At 44.2% G+C, this 25,265-nt stretch carries 24 protein-coding genes; 13 read left to right on the forward strand and 11 right to left on the reverse strand.

What is annotated here, in order from left to right; all coding sequences use genetic code 11:
* The first annotated feature begins 166 nt into the window (after positions 1–166).
* From OKC24_RS13445 to OKC24_RS13455, 3 genes are all read left to right on the forward strand, one after another.
* Complete coding sequence (locus tag OKC24_RS13445; RefSeq protein ID WP_265465625.1) at positions 167–1,111, forward strand: NYN domain-containing protein; 945 nt, start codon at positions 167–169, stop codon at positions 1,109–1,111.
* A 254-nt stretch (positions 1,112–1,365) separates the two neighbouring features.
* A complete protein-coding gene (locus OKC24_RS13450; protein ID WP_265465627.1) occupies positions 1,366–1,845 on the forward strand; it encodes a YaiI/YqxD family protein in 480 nt (159 codons plus the stop codon).
* 18 nt (positions 1,846–1,863) lie between these two features.
* Positions 1,864–2,772 (forward strand): DMT family transporter, encoded by a 909-nt coding sequence (locus OKC24_RS13455; protein ID WP_265465630.1) that lies wholly within the window; start codon positions 1,864–1,866, stop codon positions 2,770–2,772.
* Between the two features lie 4 nt (positions 2,773–2,776).
* Here the strand turns inward: OKC24_RS13455 and OKC24_RS13460 are convergent, their stop codons facing one another.
* Entirely contained in the window at positions 2,777–3,346 is a 570-nt protein-coding gene (locus tag OKC24_RS13460) for a PilZ domain-containing protein (RefSeq protein WP_005008630.1), read from the reverse strand.
* A 25-nt stretch (positions 3,347–3,371) separates the two neighbouring features.
* On the opposite strand from OKC24_RS13460, the gene OKC24_RS13465 reads away from it, so the two are divergent.
* The 3 genes from OKC24_RS13465 to OKC24_RS13475 all read left to right on the forward strand — a co-directional run bounded on the left by OKC24_RS13465 (position 3,372) and on the right by OKC24_RS13475 (position 7,825).
* Positions 3,372–4,607: a lipoprotein-releasing ABC transporter permease subunit gene (locus OKC24_RS13465; protein ID WP_130147036.1), complete on the forward strand. Its 1,236-nt coding sequence runs from the start codon at positions 3,372–3,374 to the stop codon at positions 4,605–4,607.
* Entirely contained in the window at positions 4,600–5,286 is a 687-nt protein-coding gene (lolD, locus tag OKC24_RS13470; RefSeq protein ID WP_265465634.1) for a lipoprotein-releasing ABC transporter ATP-binding protein LolD, read from the forward strand. The genes OKC24_RS13465 and lolD overlap by 8 nt, the downstream gene beginning before the upstream one ends.
* An 85-nt stretch (positions 5,287–5,371) precedes the next feature.
* The gene (locus tag OKC24_RS13475; protein ID WP_265465636.1) at positions 5,372–7,825 is read left to right on the forward strand and encodes a DNA internalization-related competence protein ComEC/Rec2; all 2,454 of its coding nucleotides are present in this window, start codon (positions 5,372–5,374) and stop codon (positions 7,823–7,825) included.
* Here OKC24_RS13475 and OKC24_RS13480 read toward each other — a convergent pair.
* The gene (locus tag OKC24_RS13480; RefSeq protein ID WP_131275781.1) at positions 7,822–8,823 is read right to left on the reverse strand and encodes a lysophospholipid acyltransferase family protein; all 1,002 of its coding nucleotides are present in this window, start codon (positions 8,821–8,823) and stop codon (positions 7,822–7,824) included. The two genes, OKC24_RS13475 and OKC24_RS13480, sit on opposite strands and share 4 nt — an antisense overlap.
* A 127-nt stretch (positions 8,824–8,950) precedes the next feature.
* Here OKC24_RS13480 and sppA point away from each other — a divergent pair, with 127 nt between their 5' ends.
* Positions 8,951–9,979, forward strand: a complete 1,029-nt coding sequence (sppA, locus tag OKC24_RS13485) for a signal peptide peptidase SppA (protein ID WP_130147044.1) — start codon at positions 8,951–8,953, stop codon at positions 9,977–9,979.
* On the forward strand, positions 9,976–10,779 hold the full coding sequence (locus OKC24_RS13490; RefSeq protein WP_265465639.1) for an alpha/beta fold hydrolase: 804 nt from the start codon (positions 9,976–9,978) through the stop codon (positions 10,777–10,779). Before sppA ends, OKC24_RS13490 begins: the two co-directional genes overlap by 4 nt.
* A gap of 445 nt (positions 10,780–11,224) precedes the next feature.
* Here the strand turns inward: OKC24_RS13490 and purN are convergent, their stop codons facing one another.
* Together purN and purM are read right to left on the reverse strand one after the other, a co-directional pair.
* Positions 11,225–11,854, reverse strand: coding sequence for a phosphoribosylglycinamide formyltransferase (purN, locus tag OKC24_RS13495; RefSeq protein ID WP_130147048.1), 630 nt, complete (start codon positions 11,852–11,854; stop codon positions 11,225–11,227).
* A gap of 9 nt (positions 11,855–11,863) precedes the next feature.
* Positions 11,864–12,934, reverse strand: coding sequence for a phosphoribosylformylglycinamidine cyclo-ligase (gene purM, locus OKC24_RS13500; protein WP_130147050.1), 1,071 nt, complete (start codon positions 12,932–12,934; stop codon positions 11,864–11,866).
* Between the two features lie 136 nt (positions 12,935–13,070).
* On the opposite strand from purM, the gene cxpE reads away from it, so the two are divergent.
* From cxpE to OKC24_RS13520, 4 genes are all read left to right on the forward strand, one after another.
* Positions 13,071–14,291 (forward strand): chloramphenicol efflux transporter CxpE, encoded by a 1,221-nt coding sequence (gene cxpE, locus OKC24_RS13505; protein ID WP_130147052.1) that lies wholly within the window; start codon positions 13,071–13,073, stop codon positions 14,289–14,291.
* 15 nt (positions 14,292–14,306) lie between these two features.
* Positions 14,307–15,011 (forward strand): DnaA regulatory inactivator Hda, encoded by a 705-nt coding sequence (hda, locus tag OKC24_RS13510; RefSeq protein WP_130147054.1) that lies wholly within the window; start codon positions 14,307–14,309, stop codon positions 15,009–15,011.
* Between the two features lie 119 nt (positions 15,012–15,130).
* Positions 15,131–16,960, forward strand: a complete 1,830-nt coding sequence (gene rbtA, locus OKC24_RS13515; RefSeq protein WP_130147056.1) for a rhombotarget A — start codon at positions 15,131–15,133, stop codon at positions 16,958–16,960.
* 12 nt (positions 16,961–16,972) lie between these two features.
* A complete protein-coding gene (locus tag OKC24_RS13520) occupies positions 16,973–19,378 on the forward strand; it encodes a CSLREA domain-containing protein (RefSeq protein WP_131275779.1) in 2,406 nt (801 codons plus the stop codon).
* A 152-nt stretch (positions 19,379–19,530) separates the two neighbouring features.
* Here the strand turns inward: OKC24_RS13520 and OKC24_RS13525 are convergent, their stop codons facing one another.
* From OKC24_RS13525 to OKC24_RS13545, 5 genes are all read right to left on the reverse strand, one after another.
* Positions 19,531–19,935 carry a DUF3106 domain-containing protein gene (locus OKC24_RS13525; protein WP_005008660.1) on the reverse strand — a complete coding sequence of 135 codons (405 nt, stop codon included), beginning with the start codon at positions 19,933–19,935 and terminating at the stop codon, positions 19,531–19,533.
* Positions 19,925–20,248: a hypothetical protein gene (locus OKC24_RS13530; protein WP_005008661.1), complete on the reverse strand. Its 324-nt coding sequence runs from the start codon at positions 20,246–20,248 to the stop codon at positions 19,925–19,927. Before OKC24_RS13530 ends, OKC24_RS13525 begins: the two co-directional genes overlap by 11 nt.
* Positions 20,245–20,859: an RNA polymerase sigma factor gene (locus OKC24_RS13535; RefSeq protein WP_005008662.1), complete on the reverse strand. Its 615-nt coding sequence runs from the start codon at positions 20,857–20,859 to the stop codon at positions 20,245–20,247. The genes OKC24_RS13530 and OKC24_RS13535 overlap by 4 nt, the downstream gene beginning before the upstream one ends.
* 156 nt (positions 20,860–21,015) lie before the next feature.
* Positions 21,016–21,792, reverse strand: a complete 777-nt coding sequence (locus tag OKC24_RS13540) for a TrmH family RNA methyltransferase (protein WP_130147060.1) — start codon at positions 21,790–21,792, stop codon at positions 21,016–21,018.
* A gap of 47 nt (positions 21,793–21,839) precedes the next feature.
* Positions 21,840–22,814 carry a class 1 fructose-bisphosphatase gene (locus tag OKC24_RS13545; protein WP_131275778.1) on the reverse strand — a complete coding sequence of 325 codons (975 nt, stop codon included), beginning with the start codon at positions 22,812–22,814 and terminating at the stop codon, positions 21,840–21,842.
* 184 nt (positions 22,815–22,998) lie between these two features.
* On the opposite strand from OKC24_RS13545, the gene OKC24_RS13550 reads away from it, so the two are divergent.
* The gene (locus OKC24_RS13550) at positions 22,999–23,199 is read left to right on the forward strand and encodes an NF038105 family protein (RefSeq protein WP_130147063.1); all 201 of its coding nucleotides are present in this window, start codon (positions 22,999–23,001) and stop codon (positions 23,197–23,199) included.
* Between the two features lie 106 nt (positions 23,200–23,305).
* Here OKC24_RS13550 and pal read toward each other — a convergent pair whose 3' ends face one another.
* Together pal and tolB are read right to left on the reverse strand one after the other, a co-directional pair.
* Positions 23,306–23,875, reverse strand: coding sequence for a peptidoglycan-associated lipoprotein Pal (pal, locus tag OKC24_RS13555; protein ID WP_265465650.1), 570 nt, complete (start codon positions 23,873–23,875; stop codon positions 23,306–23,308).
* Between the two features lie 36 nt (positions 23,876–23,911).
* On the reverse strand, positions 23,912–25,195 hold the full coding sequence (tolB, locus tag OKC24_RS13560; RefSeq protein ID WP_171458858.1) for a Tol-Pal system beta propeller repeat protein TolB: 1,284 nt from the start codon (positions 25,193–25,195) through the stop codon (positions 23,912–23,914).
* Between the last annotated feature and the right edge of the window lie 70 nt (positions 25,196–25,265).

Genomic DNA, 25,265 nt, shown 5'->3' on the forward strand with positions numbered 1-25,265 from the left:
ATTTTTATTGGTGAGAATATAGACACTTTAAATGGGTTCTAACATAAGAATTTCGTATAAAGTGTATTATGTTAATTGTAGAAAATATTGAAAATACTTTGACTTAACATATATTAGCGAACAGTATAAAAAGAACATTCACTTAATTTTTTTAACAACTTAAAACATGCAAAAACTAGCCGTCTTGATTGATGCAGATAATTCATCAATATCATCTATTGGTCCAATTCTCGAAGAAATAGCAAAATATGGAATCGCTAGTGTAAAAAGAGTTTATGGAGATTGGAGCAACGATAGCTTAAAGAACTGGAGAGACATTCTTTTATTAAATGCAATCACGCCTGTTCAACAGTTTGCATATACTGTTGGAAAAGATGCGACTGATATGATTCTAATTATTGATGCCATGGATCTTTTATATAGCGGTTCATTAGATGGCTTTTGTATTGTATCAAGTGATAGTGACTTCACTCCATTAGCATCTAGAATTAGAGAAAGCGGATTAAATGTTTATGGTTTTGGCAAAAAATCTACACCAGATGCTTTTAAGAAAGCATGTGATAAATTTATTTTTATAGAAAATTTAATTACCGATAATTTAGCATCTGACAAAAAAATAGAAGCAACTTCAACCACCAATAAAAACCAAAATGATATTAATGATTTAGATAAACCAACATTAAATTTAATTTATAAAGCTGTCAAAGACAATGCTGATGATAGTGGATGGGCTTATTTAGGAAATGTAGGTACTTATATTTCAACTGTGAAACCAGACTTTGATACAAGAAATTACGGATATGCAAAATTGTCTGGTCTAATCCAAGCATCAAGCTTATTTGAAACAAAATTAAGAGGTAGCCAACTCTTCTTAAGAAAACTTAGTTTTGGAACCTTTGTAAAGTTAGTTCATAAAGCAATAGCTAATTCTAGTAGTAATGAGTGGGCTGAGATTGATACAGTTATAGAATTTATAATGACTAAAGAACCAGACCTAAGCATAAAAAATTATGGATTTAATAATCTTAAAGAAGCCATACTCGGTATTACTCATGGATGGATTGAGATTAATAAAACAAAAATTAAAATTGGAAGACCAATGCCAAACTAACATCTAAATAATCCATTATGTAACATAATGGCGATTATATAAATTCGCTTTGATAGAGCCTAATTAAAGTGTCTAAGTTCGATAGGAATTTCTGTACATTTATGTGTGGGACTAAGTGCTCATTAAAATAAGAATACGCAGCTGATGCATTGAGCTTTCTCAATTTTTGAGAAAGCTGTACACAAAATAGAGCAATTTCACGTATTTCTGTCACGTAGATTTGTTAAAATGAAGTTCATACTTTTGCACTGGAAATGATTGTGCTGCCATTTAAACTTTGGGTCGATGCGGATGCACTGCCTAAAATTTTGCGTGAAGTAATTATTCGTGCTTCAGACCGCTATCAGCTTGAAGTGACCTTTGTCGCGAACCAAAATGTCGGCATTACGCCATCTGTGCGCATCAATTCAATTCAGGTCATGAGCGGTGCAGATGCGGCCGATCAAGAAATTATCGACCGTATGAAAGAACATGACATCGTCATGACGCAAGATATTCCGCTGGCGGCGCAAGTGATTGAAAAGGGCGGTATTGCAATTCATCCGCGCGGTGAGGTGTATACCACTGCCAATGTTAAAGCGCGCCTGCATTTACGCGATTTTATGGACAGCCTGCGCGGCGCAGGAGTGCAGACGGGCGGGCCGCCGCCAATTTCAGAGCGGGATAAGCGTGAGTTTTCAAGCAGCCTCGATCAAACCATTCAGAAGCAAAAGCGTAAAACAGCTCAGCATTAAGGAACAAACAAGGCCATTATGCCCTCAAAACTCAACTTAATGTCGACCTATGCCTTGCTGGTCTTTATCTGGTCAACGACGCCACTCGCTATTGTTTGGAGTGTGGCTGACCTGCACAGCTTATGGGCCCTCGCATTGCGCTTTTTTATTGCTCTGCCTTTAGCCGTAATGCTGATGCTGATCCTGCGCACGAAACTGCCTTTGAATGCGCTGTCAATTCACAGCTATGTGGCGGGCGCATGCAGTTTCATCGGCTCGCAAATTTTCACCTATTTGGCGACGGCCTATCTCAGTTCAGGCATTATTGCTTTAATGTTCGGCCTTGCGCCGATTATTACCGGATTGATCGGTTTTTTTGTGTTCAAAATCCGCCTCCGGCGCATGCAATGGCTGGGTATGCTAATTGCTGTTGGCGGGCTGGGGATTATTTGCATTGGCGGCAGTGAGCATCATGTACAGCCCATCGGAATTGCGTTGATGCTGCTGAGCGTATTCATTTATTGCGCTTCAATTTTTTGGGTGAAAAAGGTGAATGCGCCGCTTGATCCGATGGCGCAGGCGACAGGTTCAATACTGGTATCGGCGCTATTTGCACTATGCCTGCTGCCGTTTATCTGGTCTTATGCGCCAACAGAAATGCCGGGCGCCAGATCGCTATTTGGATTGGCGTATGCGGTAGTCATGGCGTCGCTGGTGGCGATGTTTTGCTATTTTAAATTGGTGAAAAATGTTCAGGCGACCACACTGTCTTTAACTACAGTCCTGACGCCGATGATTGCGATGCTGGTTGGCGCGCTGCTGAATGATGAAAAAATCACCATGATGGTATTTGTGGGAGCCGCTGTGCTGCTGACTGGCCTGTTTATTTATTTTTATCAGGATTTTAAGGCGAGCAGAGCACTCGCCCAAAAAATTAAGGCTGAATAAAGCTTCAGTCCTTATGCTGGGTTAAAGAGACGCATTCTGAGAGCTTGACGCGGTCTTGCGGATGCAGGGTAATAAAATAAGCCCCTGTGCGGTATTTGCCGTTTTCTTCATGGCGGCTGTAAACCACTTGCGCAGTCGCAGCGATATGAAAGAAATTTTCGGGATGGCTGAGCGTGAGGTGCAGGTAAGTGCCTTCTTGTATGGGATGCTCACTGAAAAAGCTTAAGCCGGTCTCTGAAAAATTCACATGTTCTGGAATAGGTAACATGCTTTGTACAATTGCATCATACAAAGACCCCGTAATCAGGTTTAACTTTTGATTAAATAAGGATAAGATTCGAGCAATTTGTTGATCTTTCTCAGCTAATTGTTCTAATTCGTAGTTAAGCGCGTGATCAAATTGATCTAATTCTGCAAGTAGTAGAAAATAGCGCGGCAAGACAAAATTAGGATCGTAAGGATCATTCAGCGCTACATCATCAGAAATGATCTGATAATTGATCCTCAAGGCAGCATCGATGCGTGACATAACGCGGCGTTCCGTGTTTCCGCTTTGATGCTGTAAATTTTCCATAATTATTACCTCGGACTAGATGGTTATGTTTAAACCAATCTCGCTGTATATAGGGTTGAGATACACTCGCGCACGGCGCAGTAACCACTTTATTTCTTTTATTGCTCTGGTTTCGATGATCGGCCTTACCCTAGGTGTAGCTGTACTCATTACCGTGTTATCCGTGATGAATGGTTTTGACCGAGAACTGAAAAACCGCGTCTTGGGAATGATACCTCAAGCCACTGTTTCTTCAACACAAATTTTAACAAATTGGCCGGAACTTGCAAAGAAAATTGAGCATCATGAGCATGTGCAAGGCGTAGCGCCGTTTACGCAGCTTCAGGGCATGCTGACAGCGCAAGGCCAGGTCTCTGGGGTAATGGTCACGGGGATAGAACCGGAGTACGAAAAAAAGGTTTCGATTATTCAAGACCATATGGTTGAAGGCAGTATTGATAATCTGAAAAAAGGCGAATTCGGCATTGTGCTGGGCAAGCAATTGACGGATGCATTAGGCCTAGGCTTGAATGACAGCATCACTTTGGTTTTACCAGAAGCGACACCGTCACCTGCGGGTGTTGTGCCGCGCTTTAAGCGCTTTAAAATTGTCGGCATTTTCAGTATTGGCGCCGAAGTGGATTCAATGATGGGCTATATTGCCCTGAATGATGCTTCGACCTTGCTTCGCTTGCCGGATGGCGCGCAAGGCATCCGCATGAAGCTGGATGATATTTTTGCGGCGCCGCAGGTGTCTCAGGAAATTGTCCGCGACTTGCCCGCCAATTTTTATGCATCTGACTGGACCTATACGCACGGCAATCTGTTCAGCGCGATTCAGATGGAAAAAGCGATGGTCAGCCTATTGCTGTTCCTGATTGTTTTGGTGGCGGCATTTAATATTGTGTCTTCGCTGGTGATGGTGGTGACTGATAAAAAATCGGATATTGCAATTTTACGGACATTGGGCGCATCGCCTGCAACCATTACCCGAATCTTTATGGTGCAGGGAACGGTGATTGGCGTGATTGGCACGGTCTCTGGCGCTATCTTAGGCATTATCGCCGCATCCAGCATCAGCAGCGTGGTGGGCTGGCTCAACACGAGCCTAGGCTTGAATATGTTTGATGCTTATTTTATTAACTATTTGCCCTCTTATTTGCGCTGGCAGGATGTGCTGATTATTGTGACCTTGTCACTCGGCTTAAGTTTTATTGCAACGATTTATCCTGCTTTCCGCGCAGCGAAAATTCAGCCAGCGGAGGCATTGCGTTATGAGTAATGTAATTTTAGATGCGCAAAATATTACTAAATCCTTTACCGATGGCAAATCTTCTGTTGATGTGATCCGCGGTTTATCACTGCAGGTCAAGGCGGGCGAATTTGTCTCGATCGTCGGTTCCAGCGGCTCAGGCAAAAGCACCTTGCTGCATGTTCTCGGCGGTTTAGACCGTCCCACGTCTGGTCAGGTGATGATTAACGGCCAGCGTTTTGATACTTTGGGTGAAGCAGAACGCGGCTATATTCGTAATGAACATCTCGGCTTTGTGTATCAATTTCACCATTTATTGCCAGAATTCAGCGCGCTGGAAAATGTGGCCATGCCGCTGATGCTGCGCAAAGGCGCGGCGTATAAAGACGTGAAGAAGCAGGCTGAATATTTGCTTGAACGCGTAGGCTTATCTCACCGTTTAACGCATAAGCCAGGTGAGCTTTCCGGCGGCGAGCGCCAGCGCGTGGCTCTAGCCCGCGCATTGGTGACAAAACCAAAGTTAATGATGGCGGATGAACCGACAGGCAATTTAGACCGCAAAACAGCGGTGAAAATTTTTGAGCTGCTGACCGAGCTGCGTAAAGAATTCAACATGGCGATGCTGATTGTTACCCATGATGAATACTTAGCGCAGTCGGCAGATGCTGTTCTGCATATGCAGGATGGCCTCTGGGTTGAAAAAGCCTAATTCATTTGAACTTTACGCTATAGATTGAAGCCCGCCTCGGCGGGCTTTATTATTGCGCGCACTAAAGCAAAAAATAGAACAAAAAATGCTGCAATGGTTTTGCCTGGGCTGGATTTTGGGCGTTTCCTGTATGGGCGCAATGTGGCTCAATTCTCAGGTGAGTTTTTGGACTGCGGTCAGTGCTGCGGCTATTTGGCTGATCGTGCAGCGCATGATGCATTCGTTCATTCAGATTCAAAGCCTATTACTCAAAATTTTGAATATCAGCCTGAGTGTACTGCTGGCTGCATACTTAGGATTTGGCTATGCCAATAGCCAATTAGATCAGCGCCTTATGCAAGTGGAGCATAAGCCGGAATCCAGAGAGTTGCTTGTTTATATAGAACGTTTAAACGAGCTGAGTGATCGAAGCGTCCAGCAAAAAGTTTCTGTGCTGCACTCGAATGGCTCAGTAAACGCTAAGCCGCTGCTGCAATATTTGGCCTATATTCCATTGGCGAATCTGCATTCAGCGCAGCAGGAGCTGCAATTAGGGCATTATTACCGATTGCGCGGTGAACTGAGGCCAGCGCAAAGTTATGCCAGCACCGGGGCATTTGATCAGGAAAAATGGTATCTGCAGCAAAATATTGCTTCAGGATTCCGCGTTAAGCATATTGAGCCGCTGACCGAGCAGCAGATGTATGCCTTGGGTTATGCAGGCCATATCAGACAGCATCAGCACTGGGTTCATCAATTTCCGTTTTGGATAGAGAAACAGCGCTTAAATTTCAGGGTGTTTATTCAGCATCAGCCTTTGGGGCATAAAGGCTTGATGCTGGCTTTACTTACCGGCGATGAAAGCCTGCTCAGCAAAGAAACAAAAATGCAGTTTCAGCGTTTTGGCATGAGTCACTTGCTGGCGATTTCAGGCCCGCATGTGGTAATTTTTGCCATGATGGTCAGCTGGCTGCTGCAGCGCCTAATTGCGCGCTATAGGCCGCAGCTGTATTTAATGATGCCCAGACAGTATCTGCTGATTTTACCATTTTTAAGCTGCGTCTTTATGTATTGTCTGTTTGCCGGGTTTGAAATTCCAGCAGTGCGGACACTCATGATGTGCTGTTTAGGCAGCATGCTTTTGCTGCTGAAGCAAAAAATACAGCCGCTGAAATTAATGCTGCTGAGTGGTTCTTTGCTATTGCTGATGGATCCATTCAGCATTTTATCTGCAGCGTTTTGGCTGTCCTATGGCGCATGTTTTATCTTATTGCGCATTTATCAGACGCTGCAGCAACAGCAGTCCCAGCTTCAGCGGCAAACTGGCTGGAGGGCGAGGGCAATTTTATCATTGCGGTTATTGGCCGAATCGCAATGGAAAATCTTTCTAGCATTATTCCCGCTGATGGTTCTATTTTTTAAGCAGGTTTCATGGATTACTCCGCTCAGCAACATCGCGGCGATTCCTTGGCTTGGATTGATCGTTGTGCCTTTAGATATCGCGGCGGCGCTGAGCTATTATATTTCCGAGCGCATGGCGTCGCTGCTGTTTTTGCTGAACGATCAATGCCTGGCCGTGCTGCTGGCTTTTTTAGACGGGCTGGACGCTTTATTTCAGCCAGCGCTGATGCCAGTGGCTATGAGCGGAAATATGGTCTGGCTTTTGGTGCTGAGCCTGCTGATTCTGTTTCTGCCCAGAGGGGTTTTGCCAAAGAGCTGGGCAGTTTTAGGCCTGCTGGCTTTGGTATTGAAAAGTCTGATGCCGCATCCTTTCGAGCTGAATGTTTTAGATGTCGGGCAAGGGCAGGCGATTTTTATCAGAGATCAGCATCATACGATGATGGTCGATATGGGAGGCAATCCTGATGAGGAAAAATTCAGTATCGGCAAGCAAATTATCTTACCATTTCTTTCAGTGAATGCAGTCAGTGAATTGGATCAGCTGGTATTAACCCATCTGGATCAGGATCATAGCGGCGGCTACTTTTCAATTCAGCATGATTTGCCGATCCATCAGCTGACGTCCAGTGAGCGTCCAGAGATGCCGGCTCAAATCTCATTTGATTATTGCTACCAAGGACAGCGCTGGCAGTGGAATGAGCAAGTCAGCATAGAAGTGCTTTCTCCAGCAAAGCCTCAGCTGGGTATGGCCGGGCGGAGTAAAAATGAAAACTCTTGTGTATTGTATGTGCAGCTGAAGAATGCAGCGCCGTACCGGAGCTTTTTATTAATGGGGGATGCCGGCTGGGAAACTGAATTTCAGCTGATGCAGCAGTACCCAGATTTAAAAGCAGATGTGCTGATCTTAGGCCATCATGGCAGCCGCAACAGTTCAGCTTATGGATTTTTAAAAGCGCTGCAGCCGAAATTGGCGATTGCATCGGCAGGAAAATTTAACCGTTATGGGCATCCAAGCGCATTAACGCAAGCGCGGCTGTCACAGCTGAATATTCCGCTGCTGACGACGAGCCAGCAGGGAAACATTCAATTTCTGCAGCAGGATGGAAAAATTCATCTTCATTTTGCAAGGGATCAATGGAAGTGGCTGCGGAGGGATTAGTTGGCAACAGGGGCAGAAGTGTTTCCTGTGAAATCGGCCGCCGCTATACTTTTTTCTGCGGCTGTTTCATTTCGGATTTTTTGCGCCAGTGCTACAGCCTCATGCATGGGCAGATGGTAAATGGAATCCGTGGCAGGACTGGCTTTAAAGCGCTTATAGCTCCAGTGATAATGTTCTGGATATTTGCGGATCAAGTCCTCTAAAGCTGTAAAAATAACCCGTGAGCCATCGTTCGCTGTGCCTTGATAGATTGCTTCATCGATGGGTTCGATATACATGTCAAAGCCATCGTTTGCATTGCGCAGGGCATATAGAAAAAGCGCTTTGGCTTTGGTTTTCTGAATCAGCTTGGCGCTTAAGTTGCTGGTGGCTAATGGCAAGCCAAAATAAGGAATCATTTCACCGCCTGCATTCGGCGTATGGTCTGGCAAAATAACCGTAGTGCCGCCTTGCTTGAGCGCCTTAAAAATCTGCCGAACACCTGATTCATCCGTTGGCACTAAATGGGCCTGCTCGCGGCTGCGCGCATCGCGGACAAAGGCATCAGCGGTTGGGTTTTTCACAGGCTTATACATGATGGTCATTTGAGTGTACTGGGCAAACCATGCATTCATGATTTCCCAAGTGCCAAAGTGAGGCACAATCAAGACTAGGCCTTTATTTTCAGCTAAAGCGTCATGAAAATACTGTTCACCGTAAACCTGGTGAATACGTGAAAGATTTTTTTGATTGCTGGATCCCCAAATGCTGAAAAACTCAAAATAGGAAAGTAATTCATTGCGGATAGCCTGGGCCGTAATTTGTTCGCGCTGCTGCTCACTGAGTTCTGGCAATGCCAGCTGCAGATTCAATCGAATGGTTTCTGATGTTTTTGAAATGTTTAAAGCATTGACTAAACCTGCAAGCGCTTTTGCAATAAAACGAGAAAATTGAATAGGTTGACGGCTGATAAATTTCAATAGTCGATACGTTGTATTCTGCGGATTCTGTTCGGTCATTGCGTGTAATCAATAATGCAAAAAGAAAATAGTGAATTTATTATAGGATAAAATACTATGTTTAGACAGTTTAGGTACTTTCAGTGTATATAATGAGGTACTTCTTAACTGTTTTATTGGATTTTTTATGTCCGATTGGCCACCAAAACCTGAAAACGAAACACAAAATACGCAACAGAATAGTCAACAGCAGCCAACCGGCAATGAGTGGAAACTGCTTGAAAAAGTGGTTTTAGCTTCGGTTGTAGAGCAGCGCCGCGCCCGCCGCTGGGGAATTTTCTTTAAGTTTTTAACTTTTGCCTACATTTTATTTATCTTGGTTGCTTTAGGAAAAAGCTGCAGTACAGCATCGACAGATGATGTGGGGTCAATTGGCTCGCACATTGCTGTGGTCGATATAGTAGGGACAATCGCTGCTGATAAGCAAAGCGTCAACAGCACCAATACCATCCGTTCTTTGAAAAAAGCATTTGAAAATAAGCAAAGCAAAGCGGTGGTGCTGAATATTAATTCACCAGGCGGTTCACCTGTTCAGTCCGATGAAATCTGGCAGGAAATTCAGTATCTGAAAAAACAGCATACGGATAAAAAAATCTATGCGGTGATTGGTGATACAGGCGCTTCGGGTGCATATTACATTGCATCTGCAGCAGATGAAATCATTGTAAATCCATCAAGCTTAGTGGGTTCAATTGGCGTGATCATGCCGAATTACGGCGTGAATGGCTTAATGCAAAAATTAGGCGTTGAAGACCGCACCATGACGTCGGGGGAGAACAAAGCGATTTTATCCATGACGCAGCCAGTAGATCCTGCGCAAAAAGCGCATGTTCAGGGCGTACTGGATAATGTGCATGATCATTTTATCAATGCTGTAAAACAAGGCCGCGGCAAAAAGCTGAAATCCAATGATCCGGCGATTTTCTCCGGTTTGTTCTGGACTGGCGAGCAAGCAGTAAAATTAGGCATTGCAGACCGTGTCGGCAGTTTAAATACCTTAAAGCGTGAACTGAAAACTGATAAAGCAGTGAACTACACAATTGAATACAGCCCATTTGATTCAGTTCTTGGCCGTATGGGGTCTTCAATCGGTCAAGGCTTTGCTTCATCACTTTCACAGCAAGTTCAGTCTGAAAATCAAACAAAATTGCAATGAAGCCATTAATTCACTTTGCGCACGCCAATGGCGTGCCATCAAAAGTCTATCAAAAGCTGTTTGATCTGCTGAGCAATGAATACGATGTTATTTATGTGACTTTGCTCGGGCCAGACAAGCGCTATCCGATTGATAATCACTGGGCCAGCCTGACGCAGCAGGTGATTGAGAGTATTGTGCGGCAAGCCAATGGCAGAAAAGTCATCGGCCTTGGGCATTCGCTAGGCGCAGTACTGAGTTTTCAGGCGGCTTTAGCGCGTCCTGAATTGTTTGAGCAGGTGATTATGCTGGACCCGCCATTGATTATGGGGAAAGAGTCTTTGGCATTGCATATTGCGAAGACGCTTAAACTGAAAGCAGTGGATCAGATGTCTCCAGCATCTTTGTCATTGCGGCGCCGTGATCATTGGGAAAGCCGTGAACAGGCGGCAGAATTGCTGCGTGCAAAAGGTTTTTATCAGTATTTTGATGCGGACTGTTTCCAAGCCTATATTGATCATGCATTAATGGATGATCGAGTGCGCGGCGGGGTAGAGCTGACGATTTCTAAAATGGATGAAGTCAAGATCTTTAGAACCAATCCCTCATTGTGGTGGCTGCCACAGCCTAAACCTGCGGTGCCTGCGCATTATGTGGCGGCGGAAAAAGGCCCATTTATTAGGCATGGCTTTCCGCAAATGGTGAAAAAGAAATTTGGCATTCCTTATACCGTTGCAAAGGGCAGTCACATGTTTCCGCTGGAACAGCCAGAAGAGACGGTGAAAACAATCAAGGAATTGATTTTAAATCAAAAAAAATAAGCATCCTTTCTGCGGAAATAGCTGAAAATTTACAATGACATGGCGGTTAAAGCAATTTGACCGCCATTTTATTGCTCATGCAAAAAAGATTAAAACTGAAAAAACTTAGAACAGCTGTATGAAATAATCGCTTATGAATAAAATTCTTTTCGTTCTCAACATGTTATTTTGTGTAAAGCAGGATTTACAGTAAATTCAGGGAAGCGGTTTCTAATCGCAGCGTCTTTGAGAAGCCATGCAGGTGTTTTGTTAATTTTCTATGAAGAGCAAGGTCATAATATTGCAAAAGCGTTGGCAGAATTTAAAGTGCTCACAGAATCGATTTCTTTAAGTCCGCCAGATCAGGTTTTTTTATTTTCATCAGATGAATTGCATTCTTAAGCGATGTTTGAATGATAAAAAAACGCCCCCAAAGAGGCGTTTTTAATAGAATCTTCGAAAGCGCTTAAAGCCTGCAGAATTGCAAAGGTTCTTTCATAGCCTGACCACGGTACAGTACACCTTGTTCAGTATGCTGGATAGTGCCGTTGCATATCCATTCAGCGACTTGCGGATAAATCACATGCTCAAGTACATGCACACGATTTGCCAGGGTATGTACATTATCATGTTCATTCACTTTCAGCACGCCTTGCGCCAGCGCTTGGCCTGCATCCAGCTCTGCAGTAACATAATGCACCGTACAGCCATGCAGTGTGTCGCCGGTATTCAGGACACGCTGATGCGTATGCATGCCTTTATAATTTGGCAATAAGGAAGGGTGGATGTTAATCATTTTCCCTTCCCATGCTTTGACAAACTGCGCACTTAAAATGCGCATGAAGCCAGCTAAAATCACCAAATCAGCATTCCATTCCAGCAATTGCTGATGCATGACATCATCAAAGGCTTCGCGGTTTGGATATTGCTTGTGTTCAATTACTGCAGTTGGAATATCTGCATCTTGAGCGCGCTTTAAAGCATAAGCTTCAGGCTTATTGGAAATCACTCCGACAATTTTCCCTGAAAGATTGGCATCAATCAGGGCTTGCAGGTTGCTTCCGCTGCCTGAAACAAGAACAGCAATTTTAGTCATGGAAAGTGCTTATGCAAAAATCACACGGATTTTTTCGTCAGCGCCTTCTACTGATGCCGCATTGTCTTGGATTTTACCCATTTTCCAAGCTTTTTCGCCTTGAGAAGTCAAAACTTCAATCGTCTTATCAGCATCAGCTGCATCAACAACAAGCACCATGCCTACGCCGCAGTTAAATGTGCGGTACATTTCGAATTGTTCAACACCGCCTTCTTTTTGCAGCAGTTTGAACAGTTCTGGCCATTCCCAAGAAGACTCATTGACAACAGCTTGAGCGCCATTTGGCAGAACGCGTGGAAGGTTGCCTGGTAAACCGCCGCCAGTGATGTGCGCCATAGCGTGAACATCAACTTGCTTAAGCAACTCAAGAATTGGCTTGACATAAATGCGTGTCGGTTCCATTGCTGTATCAGCAAGCGGGCGGCCGTCAACGATTTGTGTTAAATCAACGTTTTTCACGTCTAAAATTTTACGAAGAAGAGAGTAGCCATTAGAGTGTGCGCCGCTTGATGCAACACCAATTAAAACGTCATCCGCTTTAACCTTAGTGCCGTCAATAATTTTACTTTGCTCCACAACACCTACGCAGAAACCTGCAAGGTCATAGTCGTTACCTTCATACATGCCTGGCATTTCAGCAGTTTCACCGCCAACCAATGCACAGCCTGAAAGCTCACAGCCTTTGCCAATGCCAGTGACAACATTTGCCGCAACATCTACGTTTAAGTGGCCAGTCGCATAATAGTCAAGGAAGAATAATGGTTCTGCACCGCAGACAAGAAGATCGTTTACACACATTGCAACCAAATCTTGACCAATAGTGTCATGACGGTTTAAGTTCAATGCTAAACGTAATTTTGTACCAACACCGTCTGTGCCAGATACGAGAACAGGTTCTTCATAACCTTTAGGAATTTTACAAAGAGCGCCGAAGCCGCCTAATCCGCCCATTACTTCAGGGCGTGCAGTACGTTTCGCGACAGATTTGATGCGATCGACTAACGCGTCGCCCGCTTCAATATCGACACCTGCATCTTTATAGCTTAAACCAGTGTTTGGGGTAGAAGTTGAGTTGCTCATAATGAAGTCTCCGCATTCGCGGGGCGATTATACCTGAATATACGAAACACATATGTTATTTATGCGCTAAAATGCTATCTTTACTGAAATATTTTTTATCTCTATAACGATTAAACTGAAAAAAGGGCGAATTTTTATGGTTGATAAAACCTTACGTCGCATTTTTATTATTGCAGGCATAGTGCTGATCTTTTGGGTGCTGTACCTTTTGAAGCCGGTTGTGCTTCCTTTTATTGTTGCTTTTTTAGTTGCCTATTTATTCAGTCCGCTTGTGAATAAGCTGCATGGCATCGGTTTGCCGCGCTGGCTGTCTATCAGTATTGTATTTGTTGGCATCGGGCTTGTGCTGACATGGGCGATGTGGTACTTAGTGCCGCTTGTCTGGCAGCAGCTGATGTACGCCAAGACCAGTATTCCGGCGGGTATTCACTGGGTGAATTACACCTTTTTGCCTTGGCTATCCCATACCTTTAATTTAATGCCGATGGAAATAGACACTGAACAAATGTCTAAAGCCATTATGGATTATATTCAAACCAATTACAGCGCTGACAGCATACAGGCAGTGTTGCTGAAGGTTGCGCAATCAGGCCTGAACTTTATCCAGATTGGCGGTACGGTTGTTCTTATTCCCATCATTGCTTTCTATTTTCTGCTGGATTGGGAGCGCATGCTTGAAAGCTTCCGTAGATTAATTCCTCGCCCTTATGAAAAAAGCACCTTGAAAATTGTGAGTGAATGCCACAGCGTTCTGGGCGCCTTTGTCAAAGGCCAATTTCTGGTGATGTTTTTACTGGGCGTGGTTTATGCCGTCGGCTTGCAGATCATCGGCATCGAAGTCGGGCTGATTATTGGCATGATTGCAGGCCTTGCCAGCATTATTCCTTACCTTGGCTTTGCCGTCGGCATTATTGCTGCCGTCATTGCGACACTGTTCCAGTTTGGACTGGATTGGATGCAGCTGTTTTTAGTGCTGGTTGTATTTATGATTGGCCAGGCTGTGGAAGGCTATATTTTGCAGCCCTTCCTGCTGGGCGATAAAATTGGACTTTCACCTGTGGCTGTAGTTTTTGCTGTTTTGGCGGGCGCGCAGCTGGCAGGATTTTTAGGCATGCTGATCGCATTACCGGTTGCCGCCATCATTGTCGTGCTGCTTCGCCATGTGCGTGAATACTATGAACGCAGTCAGCTGTATGGCTCAGATGCTGTTGTGGCGCATGCCGCAAATGCAGGTTCAATTTTGATTGAAACCGAGCAGGCCAGCGTTGATATTGAGTTAAAAGAAACTGCAGCAAAAACTCTGCAAGATCCTGAAAAATCGAGTAAGATCGATATATCTGAAAATAAAGATTTATAAGGCCCGTATAGATATATGCGTCAATTGCAGTTAGATATTGAACCTCAGCTGGATGCCCGGATCAGTGATTTTTCTGGGCCAGGCTGGGGGCATGTCATTGATGGCGTGCGTCAGCTGCATGCGGGCTTAATGAACCGTTTTTATATCTATGGCGGTGCGGGAAGCGGTAAAAGCCATTTGCTTTCTGCAATTTGTGATTCGTATTTAGAAATCGGCAAATCGGCAATTAAAGTTTCTTTATTAGAGCTGTTGGATGCGCCAACAGAAGCCATTACCTCGCTCGATCAATACGATTTGGTCGCTTTAGATGATATTGAAGCAATCAGCGGCGTGCCGCACTGGCAAAAAGCAGTTTTTCATTTAATTAATTACAATAATGAAGGCGGCGGGCAACTGGTCTTTTCATCCCGTTTTGCGCCAATCGAACTGAAATTGGAACTTCCGGATTTGCAGTCCCGCTTGACTCAGGCAGTCAGCGTTAAAGTGCCGAATGGCAGCTTGTATGCAGACAGGCAGGCTTTGGTTTTATCTGTGCTTTCGCGCAGAGGCATCCATATCGATCAGCAAATTGTTGACTATTTATTATTGCACGGCCCGCATCAGGCCTCGATTTTGCTGCAGACTTTAGAGCAGCTGATTCAGCTGCTGAAAGGGGAGAAAACCAAGCTCAGCAATGCTGCTTTACGGCAGATTTATGCGCTGATTGATGAATATCGATAAACTGTAAAAAATCTTGAGTAATTACTCAAGCTATGACAAAGTACACAAAATAATTCGATGCCGCAGGGAATTTGCGGCTAAAGAATAAAAAAGAAATAAAAAGATACAAGGAGAAGGTTATGCTCAAACGGAGCATAGGCATAGGTATGCTGTGTGTTGCAGGGCATGCTTACAGTGCTGATATTAATATTACAACGACAGAAGATGTTGTAAAGGATGACACAGAGTGTTCACTTCGCGAAGCCATTGAGTATTTAAATATTCCTGCAGACGACCGGCCAGAAGCAGGCTATATGGGGTGCGGCGGCACAGGCGCATCGACAAATATTTTGCTGGAAGCAAAGAAAGAATATAAAGTTAAGTCCCCGCTTTATATCAAAACTGCGTTGCTCATCCGTACGGATTACTCAACCAATGTCACAGATGAAGTGGCGGAAGGGATGAATAATGCAACGCTGAAAATGACTGGCGCATCAAACATCTTTGTCATTGATGATGCGAACAATCAATCCAGCGCATTAGTTACCTTTAAAGAACTGACTTTGGCGGGATGCGGTGTTCAAAAATGCGCTGATAAAGGCGGCTTAATCTATAATAACGAACGCCTGCAGTTAAATACCGTAAAATTATCAGGTGGCTGGGCGGATCAGGGCGGTGCAATTTATAATGTAGGCGTCAATAGTGATTACCCTGCTTATGCCAGTACAGTGGAAGTATTAAATAGCCTTTTTGAAAAAAATAAGGCTGCAGAAGGCGGAATCATTTACACGCAAGCGCCCGCTTTGTTTATTACGCGATCAGTTTTCCGCGATAACGAAACCGCTACTGCGGCTTCAGCCAATATTTATGCGGCTCAGGGGCTGAGCGATGAAAAATTGGTGTCATTTCCTTTAAGCATGTACAAAATCTCAAACAGTACTTTTTTCAGCAACAAAGGTGCTGTTGCAAATGTCACTGATGGAATGGGCTTGAATAATTTAACCATGGTCGCCAATGGTTCAGGCTTGATTTTGAATGCGCCGAAAGCCAAAGCATATATCAGCAATAGTATTTTGATTGGCAACCCTTATCCTGTAATAACAGGCGGGAGTGACTGCCGCTTTGAATCGGGCGATCAAAGTGTTTTATGGAATAATTTAGTTTCTCCGGTTTGCGGTACTGGAAATGTATCTTATCCAAATGGTATTTGGAATGGAACACAGCTATTTGCTGGATCAAATGTAGAAGGTGAATGCGCATCTTTAAAAGATGATACAACGGCATTGCTTTGCCCTTACCGCACAATCGAAAAAGCTTTTACAGGCTATTTCCGCCCGCGTATTTTATTGTCTTATGCCAGTATTGCAGATTCATTGATTGTCAATAAGGGGCTTAAGTCAAATGGAAAGGATGCCTTTGTTACGTGTGAAGCATCTGATCAGCGGAGTGTAAACCGTGATACCGATCCGGCCGCTTGTGACCGTGGCGCCATAGAAATTGTCGTGCCTACAGCTACAAGTTTAGCAGGTCAGGATATTTTAGTCGGGGAAGTCGCTAAAATTTCGATCGCTGATTATCTTGGGGACAGCGATTTAATGCCTAAGGAAGAATGTGAAAGCTTATTAGGTAAAAATCCAACTGGAGCAGCGTGGAAGGATGGATGTATTCAAATTGTTCAGCGTGAGACGCCATCTAAGGGCTCATTGACCATCGATCTGCAGGGCAACTTGGTTTATACACCTAATGGTGCATGGCGCGGTGCGGATATGTTTACGATCCGGGTAGTAACCTCTTCTACACGTTTTAATACAAGCAATAAACCGTATATGGAAATTAATATTAACGTGGTTCAAGAAACTGAAAATACAATGGAAAGTAAGACAGTTGAAACATCTGGAGGTTCATTTGGATTCTTGAGCGTATTTGCACTTTTAGGTTTAGCAGGATTGCGACGCTATAAAAAATCATAGGGATAGGTATCCATGAAAAATTATAAAAAAGGTTTGCTAGCGCTTATGGTGATAGCGGCAATGCCGTTGATGGCTTCGCAGAGTGACATTATTTATGTCAATACTTTTGATGATGAAAATGGTGAAAATCCAAGTAAGTGTTCTTTAAGGGAAGCCATCGAAACAGCAGCCAAAAATAAAGGCATTGGCGGTTGTACGGCAGGCAATACATTAGTTGGACAAAAAGACTATATTCAGCTGGAAGCAGGAATATATAAGCTGAATCAAGAGCTTAAGCCGACTTCGCAAGTGTTTATTTTGGGTAAAACGGCTGCCGATTGGGAAAAGAAAAGCCCGCTGACCAATGATTATCCATTAATAGGAGCGCTCAAAACGAAAATTGACGGTCAAAACAAGACGCGTCTCTTTAATACCGTTGAAAGCGAAGCTACATTGGTTTTGAGTAATGTTGAATTAACCAATGGCTATTCAGCAAATGACGGCGGAGCGCTTTTTATTGGCGGCGCCTTAACGCTAGACGCAAGTGCAATTACCTCGTCTGTGTCAGATAAAAGCGGCGGTGCAATATATCTGGTTCCTGATAAAGGCGAAAAGACGGTTACGATTAATCAGACGCTATTGCAAGGGAATGATGCTAAACAGGGCAGTGTTTTTGCCATGGACTGTGAAGCGAATTTGCTGAATACTAAAGCCGCTATTACTGTGTCTGGCAGCAGTATTGTGCAAAATGGCTTAGTTAAGAGTAGTTCCAGTACAATTGATGTATGTGGAAATTCAAGTGTCACCTTAAATACAAATACAATTGCCAAAAACCGTGCAAATACTGCCATCATCCATACGGCATCTTTTGTGAAACATCCATTAAGCGATAGCTCTATTTTAAGCTTTGTCAGTAATACCATTGTAGAAAATCAGGCGCCAACGGCTTGGCTGTATGATGAAAATGGATCTAAATCATTGAACTACAATGTTTTAGCATTTAATAGCGGCAATGCCTGTAACTACAGCAGCAGTAACAATGTGCTTATAGAAAAGGCATCAGTATGGGCTCAAAATAATGCCTTGGCGCTGACCGGCGCAAATGCGTGTATTTTACCGCCAGAGTCAGCGACTGCAGATTTAAACGTCAAAAACAATATTGATGTTGCAAGTGTGAGCTTATCCAGCGTGCTTTCAAATTATCAGGAAGCATCACAATATAATCTGTTCTTACCGCTGTACTATCCAAAACAAAATAATTCAGCAAACGATCTGATTGACCTTGAAAGAACAGGCTGTTCAAGTACAGACCAGCGCGGCTTAGCGAGAGTAGAAGACGGGACACTGACACTTGACCCGGCCAAGCGTAACTCTTGTGATATCGGTTCTGTTGAACGGATACGTTTAACGGCTGCCGATATTGTTAACTTAAGCAATATTTCTGCAGTGACATTAGTCGATGGCTTAAAAACAGAAAAAGACCGCCTCAAAGCGTTGCTGGATAATTCCAGCACCAATAAAGACTATTTGGCAATGTATCAAGATGATTACAATACTGCATCTGATCTATTGAAATACACTCAGCAATATCTAGGCTATAGAACAGTATTTGTTGATCCGCTGAGTATGACATTGCGTGAGGAAGAAACTGTTCCGAACAGTAGCGCTCAATTCATCAAGCCGCTCAATGAAGAAAACTATGAGATTACGGTTGAATCGCTTGGTGTAGGCGTTCAAACAGGTGAAAATGCAACTATTGATTTGACTAAAATTGTGAAAGACTCAAATTTAATATGTGAGTGGAAGTCGGATCTTAAACGCGCCATTATGTACCGTACCGATGGCAAGATAACGAATTCATCTGAAGCGGAATACTGTTCTTACGGCATTAAAGACAGAAACAGCGGTGTAGTCACCAAAGGCATAATGCAAGCCCGTTTTGTAAATATCGCGCCAATTGCTAAAGATGATACTTATGCAATTAGTTCTGATACCAATTTAGAAGTGACAGTAAACCCATTAGAAAATGACTCAGATGACGGAGATGGTCCAAATTCAGTTTTTCCTGCAGGTAAATCTATTTGGCATCAGAATGCAGACGGTAAAAATACCCCAATTTATTTTAAAAGTATTCCTGCTGGATTGAATTTTACAGCTGAATACAGAGGCCCATGCCCGGGCGGTAATGCGCAGAATATCTGCTATGGCGGCAATATTAAATTTTCGGTTAAGAATGCATTCAGTCAATTCAGCTATCCAATTACCTATAAGGTTTATGATTCGGAAGGTGCTGAGTCTAATGAGGCCATTATTTATTTGCAAAACCAAGCGAAAAATACAAATGAAAGCTCCAGCGGCGGCGGTTCATCAAATGTCTTTGGCTTGATTGTTCTGGCTGGCCTTGCGGTATTCAGAATGCGTAAATTTACAAGACGCTGATTTTAAAAAGTAAAAAGGCCTCTATTGATAGAGGCCCTTTTTATTGCTGAATTTTGATCATTAGGAGGTTGAAATAGCGGTCAGAAGAGTAGGCTAAATACAAAAATAGAGCGTTTTTCCGCGCTTTCTTGTGTGATATCTAATGTTCAAAATCAGTGATGTGTCACTTCCGGTGTCAGATATTTATTAATATACTCTTCGCGGATGGCGGAACGTTCATCGGGTGATGCTTTTTGCAAGCGAGACGCTAATTCCCGGCGTTCCTGGCTGCTCATTTTTTGCCATGTTTCGCGCATTTTCTGCTTTTCAGTTTCTGGAAGCTGATTAAACCAATCCATCCGCTGCTGTAAGCTGACACTCTGTTCAGCGGGGATCTCTTTAAGAGACTGATAACGCTTGATCAGTGCAGCTTGTTCAGTATCAGACAATGAATCCCAAGTTTCATTCACTTGAGTATCTGCATCTTTGGAAAAAATCCAAAAACGTTCAAAGCCTGCAAAGCTGGTTTGCAGGAACCCGAATGCGCAAAAAGCGATTGCTAACTTTCTAGCTGCCATGGGGAGCCTTGTCCTCGCCTAAAACCATTAACATTTCTAAGTCTTCAACCATTTGAGGTGAAAGCTTAGGTGCTGAAACAACTTGATTCTGCGGTTTTTCATTCAGTGTTGTCACTGAATTCGGCAGCACAATAAAGCCTGCAATCGCAGCTGCTAAAGCAAAGCCTGACATTTTCCACAAGCCATAGTGCGATGTTTCACGTTCTTGAATTTCATCAAGAACATTATTCATTACAGCGGGTTTGTGCGCATGTTGCTGTGCGAGTCCATCAAGTTTGGAAGTTACTTGCTTTAAGAAATCATCTTGTTTCATTCGGATGACCCTCCCAGATGTGGATTCAAGTGTGCTAATGAAGCGCGTAAGCCTTGTATAGCACGGTGATAATGGGTTTTTACACTGCCGTCAGTGCAATTCATAATCTGTGCTGTTGTATGTGTATCAAAGCCTTCCCATGCACGCAACATAAATGCCTGCTGCTGCCGGACTGGCAGCTGTGCGATGGCTTCCTGAATCTCTTCGGCCGTTACAGCACGGTCAATAAATTCAAGCGGATTAGGCGTTGATTCATCTACAACATCATTCAGCTCGATTTCATCATCGTCTAAGCTGACTTTTCTAAAAAAAGAAAAGGGCTGAGCGCGGCGGGCTTCTTTACGTCGCCAATCTTGCAGTTTGTTATTCAGGATGGTGTAGAACAGGGGATACCATTCTTCAGTGGATTTCTCTGCATATGACTTATGCAGTGAGATGAAGGCTTCCTGAACCAAATCCATGGCAATGCCATGCTGGTTTTGGGTTGCGCTTTCCATCATGACCAGAGCGCGGCCAGTGACTTCATTCATGAAGTTTTTCAGGCGAGATTCTACCGTGCTCTTAAGAACACTCGAATCTGCTGTATCTGACTGTTTAGGCGCTAAATCCATAGAGATGGAAAATCCTGTCATTGGATACCCACCATCGCTTTTAAGTTCATGTACATATAACGTTAAAAGCGATGGCTTGGTTGACAAATAAATTGTTATTTTTCTAGTTTAATCTATTTTTAAACTGGGTGGAGCCCATTCAAATAGAATAACGTATTACAGGCGCTGGCGGACCATTTCAAAGAAGCAGATTGAACCAGCAATGGCAACATTCAACGACTCTTGACCGCCTGGCTGCGGAATAACCACAGCTTCAGCATTTGCCAGAGCGTATTCACTGACGCCTTGACCCTCATTGCCCAGTATCCATGCACATGCTTTGCTTAAATCTTTCGAATATAAGCTGGCCGAGCGGTGTGAACTGGTGACATATACAGGAATTTCAAAACGGGGCAAGATGTCTTCGAGCGCGATATTTTCAAAAGTATGCAATGAAAAATGCGCACCCATGCCTGCACGGAGCACACGCGGTGACCAAAGTGATGCTGAACCTTTGGTGCAAACCACTTGCTTAATGCCGGCCGCCGCTGCAGAGCGCAGCAATGTCCCGACGTTGCCTGGATCTTGGACATTTTCTAGAATTAAAGTGTCGGCATCAAATTTCAGCGCTTGGCTGGAGCTTGGCAAGTCAATCACCGCCAAGCAGGCCAGTGTAGTGCCTAAGGTGCTTAAGTCTTTGTACAGCGACTCGCCAATGACAAAGATATGGCCTGTATAGGTTTTTAGAATTTCTTCAAAGTCTGGATGCGCCAGTGCATGTTCTGTGGTGAAAATAGAATTGATTCTTCTGTTTTCCTGCAGCCATGCAAGGCATAAATGCGTTCCTTCCAGAACGGTTTGACCTTGTTTTTTGCGGTATGAGTTCTGTTCAATCAGCCCGCGCAAATGTTTGATTTTCGGGTTGTCTTTAGACTCAAGAAAAATTGTAGACATGGGAGATAAGTCCACGGTGATCAGGTAGGCTGATCACCGCTGTTAAATTAGTTATGGTAGCCGGTAACCAGATCGACTTCGTTTTTAGAACCGATGATGACTGGCACGCGCTGATGCAATTCAGTCGGCTGGATGTCAAGGATGCGGACACGGCCAGTAGTAGATGAGCCGCCAGCCTGTTCCATCAGCATGCTCATTGGGTTTGCTTCATACATTAAACGCAGACGTCCCGCTTTTTTCGGATCTTTAAAATCGTACGGATACATGAAGATGCCGCTGCGGCATAGAATACGGTGAATATCGCCAACCATGCATGCTACCCAGCGCATGTTAAAGTCTTTTTCGCGCGGGCCGGTTTTGCCTGCAAGCAGTTCATCTATATAGCGCTTCACGGGTTCTTCCCAGTGGCGCTGATTGGACGCATTGATGGCATATTCCTTAGTATCCGCAGCGACAGTAATCGCATCTTTCGTCAGCAGGAACTCTTGGCTGTCTGGGTCAAAAGTAAAGAATACTACGCCAGCGCCAACAGTCAGCGCCATCATGGTTGAAGGGCCATACAGCACATAGCCTGCGGCAGCTTGGTGAACGCCTGCCTGCATGAAATCTTCTGCTTGAGTTATGGCATTTTTAGCTGGAAGAATAGAGAAAATTGTGCCTACGCACATATTGATGTCAATGTTGCTTGAGCCGTCTAGCGGGTCAAACAGGACAAGATAATCGCCATTTTCTTGCGCTGGGGTAAATTCATCAAGCTCTTCTGATGCTAAACCGCCAACATGCGGATGAACTTTTAATGCGTCAATTAAATAATCATTTGAAATCACATCAAGTTTCTTTTGCTCTTCACCTTGCACATTTTCATGCTGCGCGCTGCCCAATACGCCCGCTAAAGCGCCTTTTTGAAGCAAAAGGTCGATGTTTTTGCATGTATCTCCAATTGTTTCAATAACTTGTGCAAGGGCAGGTGTTAAATTTCCGCTTTGTTGTTGTAGAAATTGGGATAAGCTTAAACGTGACATAACCGGAATGCTCCAAAAGAAAAGCGGTCAAAAATGATCGGAATAGAATAACCCTTCATTTTAGATGAGAATGAGGGAAAAGAAAAATTAAACTGTGTTATTTGACGCGATTTTGCCCTTGCAAGTCTGCCAGAACATGCTATGTTGAAAGCAGAAAACAGAGGGAATGACAAGGAGCACAACAATGACCACTCAAAAATTTGATGCGACTCCAACTCCGAGTGAAGGTTTAAATTTGGATGACATTTCCAAAGACAACGTGAAAGAAGCTTGGAGCGGTTATGAGTCTAAGCCTGAATACAAAAAGTTCAATAAGCATGACTTGATTGAATCTATGCAAAGCGCTCATGAAGACGCTGCGGAGCAAAAGCCTGAACAGGCTTAATTCTCGCAAATAAAAAAGCACTCATTTGAGTGCTTTTTTATGCCGATTTTTCGTATAGACATCCGTTTTGAAGGACGTTCTATAAGGTTGAATCAGCACCATTAAATTATTTCAATAGAGGAGGCACTGCTTCATAGTTGATTTCTACACGGCGGTTTTCTTTCCAGGCATTTTCATCATGGCCCGCATTGATTGGCATTTCTTTGCCATAGCTGACTGCTTCAAGCTGATTTGCGCTGACACCGCTGGTCACTAAAAAGCTTTCTACCGCTTTGGCACGGCGCTCGCCCAAAGCCATATTGTATTCACGCGTACCGCGCTCATCGGTATGGCCGGTTAAAGCAACGCGAGAGTTTGCGTTAGCAACAAGGAACTGCGCATGCGCTTGAAGGGTTTGCAGGTCTTCATTGCTTAATTCAGTGCTGTCATAGTCAAAGTGCACAACACGCTTAGCTAAAAAAGCTTTATTGGCAGCAGTTACGCCTTTTGATGATGCGCCAGCAAGATTTTGCGCATTCAGCGCTGCATCTTCGCTTAAGCCGTCTGTATTTACAGTCGATGCGCTTGATGGGTTTTGAGTGGCATCAACATTGGCAACCGGTTTGCGGTTTGCGCAGCCTGTCATCATCATGGCAGTTGCTAAAACAGGCAATACAAATAATTTTACAGCGTTCATGATTCTCTCCATGATCTTTCATTATGATTTAAAACGTTATTTTGGCGCCCAAGCCGGTTCACGCACTTCGCCTTGCTCGCTTGGCAAGTTCATGCGGAAACGGCCATCCAGCGACATAATCGCAAGCAAGCCGCGGCTGCCTTCGCGTGTCGCGTATACCACCATTTGTCCATTTGGCGAGAAGCTTGGCGATTCGTCCAAACTGGTTGGCGTTAAGATGTTGGTCACGCCAGAATCAATATTCTGTACGGCAACTTTGTAATTGCTGCCGCTAGGCCGGTGAACCAGCGCGAGCTTTTTACCGTCTGCGCTCAATGTCCCGCGTGCGTTGAATGCGCCGCGGAAGGTTAAGCGTTTGCTGGTGCCATCGGTAAAACTGTATTTGTAAATTTGCGGAGAACCGCCTCGGTCAGAGGTATAGATAAACGATTTTCCGTCTGGCGCATAGCGCGCTTCTGTATCAATCGCACTGTCATTGGTCAGGCGCTGCAGCTGGCGGCTGTCCAAATCCATTTGATAGATTTCTGGATTGCCGTGCATGGAAGCAGTAAACAGCATGCTTTTACCGTCCGGCGAGAAGCTTGGCGCGCCATTTAAGCCGCGGAAGCTGGCCAGTTTTTCACGGCCGCCAGTCGCCAAATCCTGTACATATATAGCTGGACGCTTAGTTTCAAAAGACACATAGGCAATCTTTTTGGCATCCGGTGTCCATGCCGGAGATAAGATCGGATCGCGGGATGTCAAAATAGTGCGAGGCTGTTCGCCGTCAGTATCGGCAATTTGCAGCGTGTAGCGCTGTTCAGGCGTTGCAGGATTGCGCAGCACATAAGCAATGCGTCCGCTGAAATCGCCTTGAATGCCTGTCAGCGCTTCATAAATTGCATCACTGATCATATGTGCCGCTTGACGGGTGCGAGAAGCCGGTATGGTCAGCAATTCATTGAGCAGATAAGTCTTCTTCTGCACATCATAGAGCTGATAGTGGACTTCGAATGAACCGTCAGCTGCAGGCTTCATCGAGCCGGTTACGACATAAGGCACGCCAGCGGCTTGCCATGCTTCAGCATTCGGCGTGTTCATTGCCGCTGTCGCAGGCAGATTTTTAGACGAACTGGTGAATTTTCCAGAACGGTTTAAATCGTTTTCAATAATTGGGTACAGGTTTTGATCATTGCTGAACGGCACAATGGCAATTTTGGGCGCTTCTTCAGGCGCTTTGGTGATTTCCAAATGCAGCTGCGCATGTGATTGTGTGATTAAAACCGGACTAAGTGCTGTTAAAACGGCTAAGCAGAGCAGATGTTTTCGCGTCATTTCCATCATTCGCTGAATACTCTAAATCTAGAATTTCTTGTTACTGTGAATGTGTCACATAATGGCATGTTTTTGA

Origin of the sequence: Acinetobacter entericus, from assembly GCF_026168575.1 — a bacterium.
Classification (GTDB): domain Bacteria; phylum Pseudomonadota; class Gammaproteobacteria; order Pseudomonadales; family Moraxellaceae; genus Acinetobacter; species Acinetobacter bouvetii.